The following is a 12436-nucleotide window of genomic DNA, read 5'->3' on the forward strand; positions in this document are numbered from 1 at the left end:
TCATTACTATAAGCCCCTCAAAAGAAAGAGCCCGCAGGTATAGCATCTGCGGGCTCTTTCTTTTATCATGTATACCTCAGCTATTCTTGCGTTTCTCGATGAAGCCCCCAATGTAAGTGGCCATCGCAGCTATACCTGTAGTGCTCATCAGGCCAAAGATCAGCTTGCGCCGATTTAAGGTGGCAGGGTCAAATTTTGTTTCTGTCTCAGCATCCGGCACGGCAGCTTGCAGGAATGAGCGAAGCGTTTGAACCAGCAAGAGACCTGTGATCCCCACCGCCACGTGTGCCATGGTTTGATCGCCTTTCTCCAGATTCTTGCTCAGCAGCAGTAGTCCGCTTCCGGCTACTGCAGGTATAAGTGCCGTCTTCGGACGCTTCTCATTCATAAAAAAGCTACTCAGTCCAGACCCAATAAGGGTAGCAGCGTGCACATTGTTTATAATTTGCGGTTTGTCTGTCATAGTAATTTCTTTTGGTTCGTCTACTTCATACCGATTGCCTTATGGCTTGGTTATACCTCTATGAACGACTTCGCTCCAGGAACTGCTATACCTGTACACAAAAAAAGCGGCCTCCCGCAATGCAGGAGACCGCTTTCATAAGCTATACCTAAGGCTTAGTTTTTCACAAGTCGCGACTGGTATACCTTGCCACGTACCTGGATCTGTACAAAGTACATACCATTACGCAGACCAGGCAGGCGCTGGTTAAGCTGTGCTATGACGCCATCCAGATTACCATGGAGATTAACCACTTTAATACCTTCTGGTGAGATCACGGTCATCTTTGCTTCCTCTACTGAAGATACATCTTCTGGTAGCACAATGGTAACCGCTCCTCTTGTCGGGTTCGGATACATGCGGAACTCCTGGTTCTTGCGACGGGCAAGGCCAGTTGGCATGTCGTTGTCGCGTATAGAGAGTGTGAACGAAGTGTTCTCACCTTCCATCAGCTTAGCGCTGAAAGAGGACAAGGCAAAAGTCACGGTCTCCAGCTCTTCTACTTCCGTGTCATCGTTCACTGTGATGGTAAACGTAGCACTTGTAGCTCCTGTCGGTATTGTGAGTGTGATTTTACCATCGGCCACAGCAGGTGCAGTAGTATAGTCACCGGCAGCGCCATACGTTACATTGGTACCATTCGTAACCGCTACTACCAGTTCCTCTTCCTGTACAGTCGCCTGATCCAGGTTAAGGGTAATGATTTTAGCGCCGGCATCTTCACTTACTTCCAAAGTTGTCTCAGTGAAACTCACCGCTGACTTGTCATTGTCTTCAATGATCAGTTCGAAAGTACGCGCTGATGTAAGACCCAAGCCTGTGCTCGCTTTGTGGATTGTGAAAGATACGCTCTCAGTAAGCTCTACCAGGTTGTCATCCACAATTTCCACTTCGAAGGAAGCCGTTGTTGCGTTGGCAGGGATCGTTACAGTAATTTTTCCATTGTCAGCACCTGGTACGGTGTAATCAGCCTCTGACGCAGTGGCTTCTTCTTCAATCATCAAGGTCACAGAGTGCTCCGCCGCCTGTGCTTCGGACAAGGTCAGATTCACGCTGAACTTGCCTGCATCTTCCATTTTAGTTACTGATGCTTCTGTGAAAGTCACTACTGGCGTAGCGCTGAACGTGAATCGAGCCGATACTGGCACGTGATCAGAAGTGGTTGTTCTGAAGCTGGAGATACTGTTCAGGAACTGATTCTCAATTGCAATTGACTCGCCGATGTACTCATCCGTCAAAGACTTCGACACGATGATATGATCCAGGAAACTCTGATAAGAACCGCCAGCATACGTGAAGGCACCCGTTGTGCTCAGGTCGTAAGTCAGCGTCTTAAAGTCTTCGTCGTTCACAAATGCTTCCAAAGAAGACGGCAGGTTGTTTACCACTGATACGTCCACGTCATCGTTCATGTCGCCTAGCAGCACCAGGTTCATGTTCGGATATTGTGCGTCGAGGCTGTCTTTCAGCACCTGTACGTCGTACTTGCGCATGTTGTAGCGGCTCACGTCCGTACCAGAGTTGGCACGTGTGTGCAGGTTTACGAGGTTGATACGCTGCGAAACACCATTCACAGTAGCCTCTACTTCTACCATATAAGGCAGGCGGCCGCTGGCCCAGAAGCTGTCGCTTGAGCCCGGATAGTTCTCCAGTGTCGTTGTTCCGCTCAGAATATCGTTGTACAACTTGTTCAGCAGTACTTTCTGGCTTTTGATCTGCACTGTTTCATTCTTATACACCAGGTATAGTTTCTGCGGATCCAAGGTAGAGCCGGAGCTTTCCCTCTGAGAGTAAGAGTACACATCAGACTTCACGAAGCTGTAGCCTTCCAGTTCACCGATGAGCTGCTCCATCTTTGCGTCATTGGAGATCTCCTGCAGCGCAATGATATCAGCGTCTAACGTCTCAAGTACTTTCTTTGTGTTGCTGTACTGCAGGTCCAGGTTGCTTGGGCCACCACTTGTAGAGCCAAACCAGGCTACGTTCCAGGATACAATATCCAGTGTGCTGGTCTTTGGTAAAGAACTACCCGTCAGCATACCTTTCTTAACAGAGAAATCGCCGCTTGTAAAAGTAATGGCACTTGTCGTGCGCAGCTTGGTGCTGGCAGGCTTAAAGCGAACATATACCTTGTTTGAAGCAGCAGCTTCATCAGCTGTGTAAGTGATAGAGGATGCAAAAGTCTCGTTGTCCTTTGAAAGCTCAAAGTCCTCTTCCACACTCAGTGTTATACCTGCATAACCCGGAGCCGAGAAGCTGAAGTTTTGAGCTTCCGAGGCATTTGGTGTCGCCACCATACCGAAGTCGTAATTGAAGTCGCTTGCCAATAAAGCGCGCTCCATGTTCTCTACCGCCACATCATCCACTGTCCAACGTGCCGCGCCGTCAGCTTTGGCTTCTGCTGTGTAAACAAAAGCCACATACACGTTTTCGCCTTTGTAGGCGCTCAAATCAACAAAAGACTGTTTCCAGTAGTCAGATGCAAGTTCAGGGAAGTCACCGTTCAATTCAGTCCAGGTAGCAGTGCTTGGGGCACTTGTACCATCGTAGTTAGTAGATACCATCAGTTTCAGGCCTGGGCCTTTAAAGGCAGTTCTGGTCCAGAATGTAAGGGCGGCGATGTTGAAGTCGCTCAGGTCCAGCGAAGGCGAGATCAACCAATCTTCATTTTCGCGGGCACTGCCGCTAAAGCCGTTGATCTGCACAGCGTTGTTGCGTGGGTTCTCAGTAGTTTCTCTACCAAAAGTAGTACAGCCCCATACCTGATCACCAGTTACATTGAAAGCAGTCCAGCCGCCCGGCAATGTTGTAGCGCAGTTATTGAAGTTCTGGATGTATGGGCTGAACACTTCCGCAGAAAGCGCCACGGTTCCATAGTCCACACCGTTGCTGCTGTGTGTGATCGTGCCAGTGAAGTTACCAACAGCGCTGGTAGCTACTTTTACATATACCGTGCGCGGCTCCTCTAGCTGGCTTGGCGAGTACACCAAACGCTGGCTATACTCTCCATCCTGCGTTTTGGAAACACTAAAAGCACCATCTACAGCTACCACAACTTCATTGGTCAATTCATGACCTGTTAAGGTATAAGTAAGAATGTCAGCAACCTGGTTTACACCTACCGTGCCGAAAGCCAGCGAAGAAGTGCTTACTTGCACTGGTTGAGGAGCGGGATTTGTCTCTTCAATAACAATATTATCAATAGCAATACCATCACGCGAACCGCCTACGCCACTTTCTACATTTTCGTAAGTCGCCCAACGTAGCTGTACAATGGCTTTGTTCTCGGCACCAGCTGGCAACATGGCTTTAATCGAAGTGATATGGCCTTCCGCCAAATCTTTACTGGTATAATCTGTACTTGCCACTTCTATCCAGTCACCAGTTTCGCCTACCCGGTACTGCAATGTAACACCAGCAGAGCGCGGCTGGTTGTTTATCAATTCCACATCATAAGAAACCTGTATACTAGATTTCCCAATGGTGTTAATAGCAGTCGCAATCTGGTCAGAGCCATTAGCCGCGTTGCCGGATAACTGAACGTAAAGTCTGTTTCCGCTGCCTGCTGTGTAATTATACACGCTAGCACCACCTGATTGTTTTCCGCCAGTCGCAACAATTGGAGCATCAGCCGATGGAGTTGATGCTAAGGCTGCGGCCTTGGAGTTATTGTATCCATTTAACCAAGCTGCGATGCCAGTCGGCAGCTCCGTAGTACTTCCCATACTACTGAAGTCAGTACTAAACGGAAGGGTTTGGGGAGTTGGATTACTCTGCCCCTGCGCTTCATTGCCAGCCCAAAGGCCACAGCAAAGCAGCACAAAAGCAGAAGCTTTGTGTAAATGTTTAAGCATAATTATAAGATTGATTTGAGATTTTTCGAAGAGTACAACGAAGTGGCAGGCATTCAGACGCCTTTTCTGTAGAGAGGTAACAGATTGTAAGCCAATTCATCATACAAAGCTAACCAAATACAGAGAATTGTACCTCCTGAAAAAGCTAAAAGATAGTATATGCGCCATTTTCTATAAATACTCAAAATTTGTTGCATCATTATCCAATTGCAGCCTAAAGTAGACCTTGCTCTAAGAATCGGATCAGGTATAAAAAAAGAGGCCTCCTGCTATGCAGGAGGCCTCTTTCGTAATTGCTAGTAGTAATGTTAGTGATTAGTTTCTTACAAGCTTGGTCTGATATACCTTACCTTTCACTATCACCTGTACATAGTACATACCGTTACGCAGACCAGCTACTTTTTCATTCAATTGCTGCTGTACACTGCTCAGGTTACCTTCCAGCTCATAAAGCTTATTGCCATTGGCAGCACGAAGTTCCAGTGCCACCTCGTCCAACACCGATACTTCTTCTGGCAGCGAGATATTTACAACCTGGCCTTTGGTTGGGTTCGGATACAGACGGAATGCCAAATCCTGACCATTGGCTATACCTGTAGAAGTGCTGTTGTCGCGGATAGACAAGGTAAAGTTACGAGCGGCAGCGGCCATACCAAGGTCAGTTGTCACACCGTTGATGTAGAACGTCACGTGCTCTGTTGGCTCTACCAGTTTATCCTCAATAATGCTTACATCGAAAGAAGCAGAAGTAGCATACGCTGGCACATCTACCGCTATCACGTTGTTAGCGGCAACTGGTGTAGTAGTGTAATCTGCTGCAGTGGCTGTAGCACCATCTTTCACCGTCAGGTATAGAGTATGTGCTTTGTCCTGTGGAGCCGAGATGCTCATGTTTACCGCAAACGGCGCATCACCTTCTGTTTTGGTCAGGCTTGGCGCTGAGAAAGCAACAGCTGGAGTAGCCTCGAAGCTAAAGCGAGCCGAAACCGGAATGTGGTCTGAAGTAGATGTTCGGAAGCTGGAAATACTGCTCAGGAACTGGTTCTCAATTGCAATTGACTCTTCGATGTACTCATCCGTCAAAGACTTCGACACGATGATATGATCCAGGAAGCTTTGGAATGAACCACCTGCATAGGTGAAGGCACCAGTTGTGCTCAGGTCATATGTCAGGGTCTTGTAGTTATTGTCCTGTACGAAAGCATTGAGGGATGAAGGCAGGTTGTTTACCACTGATACGTCCACATCATCGTTCATGTCACCCAGCATTACTAAGTTAACATTCGGATATTGAGCGTCCAGGCTGTCTTTCAGCACCTGTACGTCGTACTTGCGCATGTTGTAGCGGCTCACGTCCGTACCAGAGTTGGCACGTGTGTGCAGGTTTACTAGGTGCATCTTTTGCGTTACACCGTTCATAGTAGCTTCCACTTCCACCATATAAGGCAGACGACCGCTGGCCCAGAAGCTTGCACTTGAGCTTGGATAGTTTTGCAGTGTCGTTTCTCCAGCCAAAATATCCTGATACAGTTTGTTCAGGAGTACTTTCTGACTCTTCACTTTCACCGTTTCGTTTTTGTAAACAATGTACAGTTTCTGCGGGTCCAGGTTATCGCCAGTGCTTGGGCGTTGCGAGTACGAGTACACATCAGACATCACATAGCTATACCCTGGCAATTCGCTCACAAGACGCTCCATCTGCGCATCATTCGAAATTTCCTGGAAAGCGATGATGTCTGCATCAAGTGTCTGCACGACACGCTTAGCATTTTGATACTGTACTTCCAGGTTACTTGGGCCACCACTCGTAGAGCCGAACCAGGCCAGATTCCACGATACGATGTCAAGCGTCTTAGATTTCGGCAATGAAGAGCCGGTTAGCATGCCTCTCTCCATAGAGAACGAACCGCTGGTGTACGTGATCGTGCTGGTAGCGCGCAGTTTTGTGGTTGCTGGCTTGTAGCGCACATACACTGTGTTGTCGGCACCTGCTTCTGCAGCTGTATAAGTAACAGAAGAAGCATAGGCCTGACCGTTTTTAGAAAGCTGAAAATCAGCACCTACTGACAGGGTCATACCTTGTGGGTAACCCAGAGCAGAGAATTTGAAAGACTGAGAAGCAGAGGCGTTAGGTACTTCTACTACTCCAAAGTCAAACATCTCGTTGCTGGCAATCAGCAACTGGTCCAGGTTTTCAACTTCAAAGTCGTCAAGGGTCCAACGGGCTGCGCCATCAGTTTCAGCAACGGAGTTGTAAACAAAGGCAACGTGAACAGAAGGAGCTTTATAAGCAGAAATGTTCACAACAGACTGCTTCCAGGCATCAGATGCAGTTGCCGGGAAATCACCATCCAGTTCAGTCCAGGTGGCTGTGGCTGGTGCGCTAGTGCCATCGTAGTTTGTAGAAATCATCAGTTTCAGGCCAGGACCTCTAAAGGCAGTTCTGGTCCAGAAAGACAATGTGGCAATGTTGAAGTCCATCAGGTTGAGCGAAGGAGAAATCATCCAGTCTTCGTTTTCGCGGGCGCTGCCGCTGAAACCGTTAATTTGCACCGCGTTGTTGCGTGGGCTCTCGGCAGTTTCTCTACCAAAAGTAGTACATGCCCATTCCTGAGTACCTGTTACGCTGAAGGCTTTCCAACCGCCAGGCAGGGTAGTACCGCAGTTGTTGAAGTCTTGCACAAATGGGCTAGTTGCAGTGGCTGAAAGCACTGTAGTAGCCGATGTAAAGCCCTCACCAGCGTGCGTGATAGCACCTGTCAACACACCTGCTGTAGCAGGAACCAGGCGCACATATACAGTTGGGTTTTCAGCTATCTCTGCAGCTGAGAAAGTCAGGTTGGTCGCAAAACCAGAAGCCGCCTGCTTTGAAACAGTATACCCGCCAGTAGCAGTCAGCTGTACGTTGCCCGCTATGTTACCAGCTATTAAGTTATAAGATGACATTGCTGGCTGACCCACAGCTACTTCACCTAAAGATAGACTTGCAGGGGCAATTACAAATGGATTCTTGCTGTCGCTCAGACTGCTTACTTCGATGTTGTCTACTGCAAAGCCTGCTCTAGAACCACTGCCGCTCACATCTCTGTTAGCCCAACGCAGCTGAACCACTTCTTTGTTTTCTGCAGCTTCTGGCAAAGTAATTAGGATACGCTCTATTTTTTGCGGCGTAGTGTTGCCAGTGTTTGTCTGCGTTTCAGCATTGTTCTGATAAGTGGAGCCCTCAATATTAATAAATGTTCCACTAATGCCTACACGGTATTGCAGAACTACTTCATTGATACGAGTACCAGGGTTACGAACAGTCATCATATCATAAGATACCGTCACCGCTGTCTTCTGGCGAGTGTCAATTGCAAAGGCAAAACTAGGGTCAACAGATCCGCTGCCCAAAATACCGAGTTTGCCATTGTAATTATGCACACCTCCTGTAGTCGTACTAGCTGAACTATTTGCCAGCAGAGCTCTGTCATCAGACGGTGCGTTGGTACGGAAGTTCGTGCTAATTGAAGTCGCCAACTGCCACCCCTGCCACCCCTCAGGATAAACAGTAGAGTTGTGTGGCAGGTCATTGAAATCCTGCGTGTAAGGCAGCTGCTGTGGCTGCGGATTGGTCTGCGCTAAAGTTTCGCCGCCAGCCAAAAAGGCACAGCAGGCCAGCACAAAAGCAGAGGCTTTGTGTAGATGTTTAAACATACGTATAAGAGTGATTTGATTTTGGGACAAAATAGCGCAATGCACTGATATGCACTGGCTTGAGGTTACTAAAGAGAGAGTGTAAAACCATCGAAACAAAGTTAAGCAGATGGTTTTGATGTAATGTTATCTTAGCATTAAATTATTTAATTATCCTATTAACCTTTATTGTAGATACATTATTCTACTTTGCTCAGTGCCTGTTCAATGTCGCTGATAAGATAATCCACATCCTCTAAACCTATATAAAAGCGCACTAAGTTAAAGTCGAGCTTTCCTTTGTGGCTACCATTTATATAATAAGCCGCCGCGGGATAAATCAGAGACTCGTGCCCTCCCCAGGAAGCAGCCATCAGGAAGTGCTTCAGACTATTGCAGAAGTTGTCGACCTTTTGGATGTCATCCGTTTTGAGCGCAATCGTAAACTGGCCTGTATTATTGCGCATCTGCCTCTTCGCCAGTTCATATTGGGGGTTGGAAGGATGGAAAGGATAATAGACTTTTTCAACCTGCTCCTGCTTTGCTATCCAATCCACTACCTTTCTGGTTGTCTCGGCAACGCGTTCCATACGTACAGGCAGTGTCCGCAAGCCCCGCAACAGCAGCCAGGCATCGTGCGGCGACAAGATAGCGCCTAGCGTCATAAACTCTCGCTCAAATATCATATTGATCATCTCCCGGCTGCCACAAACTACACCGCCCATGGTATCAGAGTGGCCTCCGACGTACTTGGTACAGGAGTGAACGACCAGGTCCACTCCCATCGCCAGCGGATTCTGATTGAGCGGGGAAGCGAAGCTGTTGTCAATGATGGTGCTACAGCCATGCGCTTTGGCGAGTGCTGCAACGGCTGTTATATCCTGCTGCTCGAACGTAAAGGAGTTAGGGCTTTCCATATACAACAGCTTTGTATTGGGCCTGATAGCCTGGCGGTAGTTCTCTGTGTCTGTGCCGTCCACCATGGTCACTTCTACCCCAAAGCGAGGCAAGAAGCGATTCATTAGCACATTAGTCCAGCCGTAGGGCTTCTCAACGCTCACCACATGGTCACCTGCCTTCAACTGTGAGAGCACTGCTGCTGAAACTGCCGCTATACCGCTCCCAAAAGCAATGGCATGCTCAGCCCCTTCGAGTGCGGCCATCTTCTTCTCAAACATGGTCACGGTCGGGTTATTGCCTCGGGTATACAGGTATGACTCCGCTTCGTTCTGAAGCATGCGCCGCATATCCTCCACTGTTTTACTAGCGAAATTACTCGTTTGAAGGATGGGAGGCGTTACGGCGTTGTAGTACATTTCCCGTTCTTCGCCTAACTCATTTAAGATGTAAGATAGCTCCATAATATGCGGGTTTAGTCCCACTCTTGTACTCCCATTTTGAGCTTCAGGTTATTACTCTGACCCCTTCCCTATTTCTGGTTTTTACAGGTATGAGTTCCCCCTATTACACCTCAAAAAGTGTCCATTACAGCAACATAATAGGTGTAAGAAAAAAAAATTTCAACATCTTCGCAATCAATTGATTATCAATAAATTAAAATTCAATACCACATGTATTTATAGCTGAAAATTGCAACTGTTAGCGTACCAATAATGTTCTAAATACATGAAAGAGAAAGAAGAAGAAAACATCATATCTATGTATCCGGAAGAGCAGAAACAGCTTGACAAGGAATGGTATAAATCCATCCCGGCACAGGTGTTCCTGAACTACTTTTTTGCGATAAACTATCACCTCAACCACTATGATGGAATGGGCCTGCAGCAATTGGCTTTCTTTAAGGAAGTACCTGCGGAGCTTTCCGAAGAAGATGTAGAAGCTGTGAAAAAACTCTTGCTGAATAGCTGGAACACAGAGTATGCATTGCGTACCACGGCAGAGTTAGGAGATGAGAATTATATTCGGAATGCCCTCCATTGGACTTTCCCACAGGCTTACTATACCGTATTTGCGAGTTTGCAGGCCTTCCTGCATACCCGTCAGATCAAGACGAGCAACGAAGCAGTGGTCATGCGTGAGGCAGGTCGTCTGATTGTGAAGAACGCTTATCCGCAGGCGATGAGTTTTTATGCATCTGGGCACTTCGATGATTTCCGCATCAACCGACTGCCATTGGCACATTACAAACCGGGGCTGCAGATTGCGGGCAAAGAGCTTGAAGCACAGTCACAGATCGGTCAGTTTTTGCGCACGACACGTCGCATGAAAGCCAAATCCATACGACAGCAGGTACAGGCTAATCCAAATACAGCCATCCGCAGCAGCCGTACTGGTGAAGTGCTACAGAAGTTCGGCCCGCAGCATTGGCAGCAGTTGACCTGGCGCGTGGGCTATACGACTATGTTCGATCTGCTGGCCAGGTTACGCATCTCCAGCTCACACCGTGAGATCGAGCGTTTCGTGCAGTCTGACATTGATTTCAAACTGTTCCATGAGTCGCTTCTGGAGATTGTGAGCTACCTCAATGGTATACACGAGTGTTATGTAGCCCAGGCTATGAGTTTGCAGCAGTATGAAGCTTTTGTGCAGGAACTGCCTGCTTACTTGCAAAAGTCTTTTGTTGCAGCCAGACTGGAAGACAAAGTAAAGCCGCTTTTACAGGACGACGAGCAGCAACTCCGCACAGCTGCTTAAGTCCGATTTGTTCTACTACATATATGGGAGCCCCGGCAAGTTTTGCTTGCCGGGGCTTTTACTTTGCGCGCCACAACAATTTAACAGCCAACAATTAGCAATTTAATGTTTAAAACCTCCTGTTTATTTAGCAATTTTGCAGTTTATATATAATAGTCACATTTAGTACTAAAATCGCATGCAACTCAGCGAACAGGAACTACGCAGACGCCACGAGCGCGAAGAGCTGGAGAAAATGGGTATCAACCCATATCCATCCGAAACATTTGAAGTGACGGCCACGGCCAAAGAGATAAAGGAGAATTTCGATAAGGAGAAGAACAACTACCAGGAAGTAACTCTGGCTGGCCGTTTGATGAGCCGTCGTGTGATGGGCAAAGCTTCATTCGCTGAGCTGATGGATAGCACGGGCCGTATCCAGATCTATGTATCACGTGATGATATCGCACCAGGTGAGAACAAGGATATGTATAACACCGTGTTCAAGAAGATGCTTGACATTGGTGACTTTATCGGTATCAAAGGTTATGCTTTCGTAACGCAGGTAGGTGAGATTTCGGTGCACGTAACAGAGCTGAAAGTACTGACCAAGTCCCTTCGCCCGCTGCCTATCGTGAAGCGTGAGATTGACGAGAACGGCAACGAGATTGTGCACGATGGCTTCACTGACCCGGAGCTGCGTTACCGTCAGCGCTACGTCGACCTGATTGTGAACCCAGATGTGCGCGAAACATTCAAGAAGCGTACGCAGCTGGTAAGCACCATGCGTAACTTCCTTGCAGAGAAAGGTTACCTGGAAGTAGAAACTCCAATTCTGCAGCCTATACATGGTGGCGCGGCAGCCCGTCCGTTCAAGACGCACCATAACACGCTGGACATGACGCTATACCTGCGCATTGCCAACGAGCTATACCTGAAGCGCCTCATTGTAGGTGGTTTCGATGGCGTGTTCGAGTTCGCCAAAGACTTCCGTAACGAAGGCATGAGCCGTTTCCACAACCCGGAGTTTACGGTAATGGAGCTTTACGTTACTTACAAGGACTACAACTGGATGATGAATCTGGTAGAGGAAATGGTAGAGAAAGTAGCTCTTGCGCTGCACGGTAAAACTGAAGTTCAGGTAGGCGAAAACCTTATCAACTTTGCCCGCCCATGGAAGCGCTACACCATGTACGAAGCCATTGAGCACTTCACCAAAATCGATATCTCGAACATGGAAGAACCGGAGCTTCGTCAGGCGGCACAGCAACTGGGCATCCATGTTGACCCAACCATGGGCAAGGCCAAGATCATTGACGAAATATTCGGTGAAACAGCAGAGCCTAACCTGATACAGCCAACATTCATCACAGATTACCCTGTTGAGATGAGCCCACTGGCCAAGAAGCACCGCGACAAGCCAGGTTTGGTAGAGCGTTTCGAGGCTATCTGCAACGGCAAGGAGATTTGTAACGCTTTCTCGGAACTGAATGACCCGGTTGACCAGCGTGCCCGCTTTGAAGAGCAGCTGGAACTGGCAAAACGCGGTGATGTGGAGGCTATGGCCCTGGACGAAGATTTCCTGCGTGCGCTGGAGTACGGCATGCCGCCAACCGCCGGTTTAGGTGTAGGCATCGATCGCTTAACCATGATCATGACAAACTCTAACTCCATTCAGGACGTGCTCTTCTTCCCACAGATGAAGCCAGAGAGAAGAGAAGAGTAATCTAATAAGATAAATGCATAAAAAACGCCCGCTAAGGTATAGCGG

6 protein-coding genes are annotated in these 12436 nt (G+C 48.0%); 2 read left to right on the forward strand and 4 right to left on the reverse strand.

Annotation, left to right across the window (positions count from 1 at the left end):
- Positions 1-76 precede the first annotated feature (76 nt).
- The 4 genes from AC5FX6_RS11645 to AC5FX6_RS11660 all read right to left on the reverse strand — a co-directional run bounded on the left by AC5FX6_RS11645 (position 77) and on the right by AC5FX6_RS11660 (position 9392).
- Positions 77-463, reverse strand: a complete 387-nt coding sequence (locus AC5FX6_RS11645) for a hypothetical protein (RefSeq protein ID WP_493597224.1) — start codon at positions 461-463, stop codon at positions 77-79.
- 155 nt (positions 464-618) lie between these two features.
- The gene (locus tag AC5FX6_RS11650) at positions 619-4356 is read right to left on the reverse strand and encodes a choice-of-anchor J domain-containing protein (protein ID WP_493597225.1); all 3738 of its coding nucleotides are present in this window, start codon (positions 4354-4356) and stop codon (positions 619-621) included.
- Between the two features lie 315 nt (positions 4357-4671).
- Positions 4672-8052: a choice-of-anchor J domain-containing protein gene (locus AC5FX6_RS11655; RefSeq protein WP_493597226.1), complete on the reverse strand. Its 3381-nt coding sequence runs from the start codon at positions 8050-8052 to the stop codon at positions 4672-4674.
- Positions 8053-8231: 179 nt separating this feature from the next.
- A complete protein-coding gene (locus AC5FX6_RS11660; RefSeq protein ID WP_493597227.1) occupies positions 8232-9392 on the reverse strand; it encodes a trans-sulfuration enzyme family protein in 1161 nt (386 codons plus the stop codon).
- Positions 9393-9657: 265 nt separating this feature from the next.
- Here AC5FX6_RS11660 and AC5FX6_RS11665 point away from each other — a divergent pair, with 265 nt between their 5' ends.
- Both AC5FX6_RS11665 and lysS read left to right on the forward strand, forming a co-directional pair.
- Positions 9658-10686 carry a hypothetical protein gene (locus AC5FX6_RS11665; RefSeq protein ID WP_493597228.1) on the forward strand — a complete coding sequence of 343 codons (1029 nt, stop codon included), beginning with the start codon at positions 9658-9660 and terminating at the stop codon, positions 10684-10686.
- A 178-nt stretch (positions 10687-10864) separates the two neighbouring features.
- The gene (lysS, locus tag AC5FX6_RS11670) at positions 10865-12391 is read left to right on the forward strand and encodes a lysine--tRNA ligase (RefSeq protein ID WP_493597229.1); all 1527 of its coding nucleotides are present in this window, start codon (positions 10865-10867) and stop codon (positions 12389-12391) included.
- The last annotated feature ends 45 nt before the right edge of the window (positions 12392-12436 follow it).

This window comes from Pontibacter sp. LHS2 (genome assembly GCF_058932845.1).

What these genes read in the sequence shown, in the direction of transcription:
- AC5FX6_RS11645 (WP_493597224.1), bottom strand. Translation starts at nt 463, where the DNA reads ATGACAGACAAACCGCAAATTATAAACAATGTGCACGCTGCTACCCTT.
- AC5FX6_RS11650 (WP_493597225.1), bottom strand. Translation starts at nt 4,356, where the DNA reads ATGCTTAAACATTTACACAAAGCTTCTGCTTTTGTGCTGCTTTGCTGT.
- AC5FX6_RS11655 (WP_493597226.1), bottom strand. Translation starts at nt 8,052, where the DNA reads ATGTTTAAACATCTACACAAAGCCTCTGCTTTTGTGCTGGCCTGCTGT.
- AC5FX6_RS11660 (WP_493597227.1), bottom strand. Translation starts at nt 9,392, where the DNA reads ATGGAGCTATCTTACATCTTAAATGAGTTAGGCGAAGAACGGGAAATG.
- AC5FX6_RS11665 (WP_493597228.1), top strand. Translation starts at nt 9,658, where the DNA reads ATGAAAGAGAAAGAAGAAGAAAACATCATATCTATGTATCCGGAAGAG.
- lysS (WP_493597229.1), top strand. Translation starts at nt 10,865, where the DNA reads ATGCAACTCAGCGAACAGGAACTACGCAGACGCCACGAGCGCGAAGAG.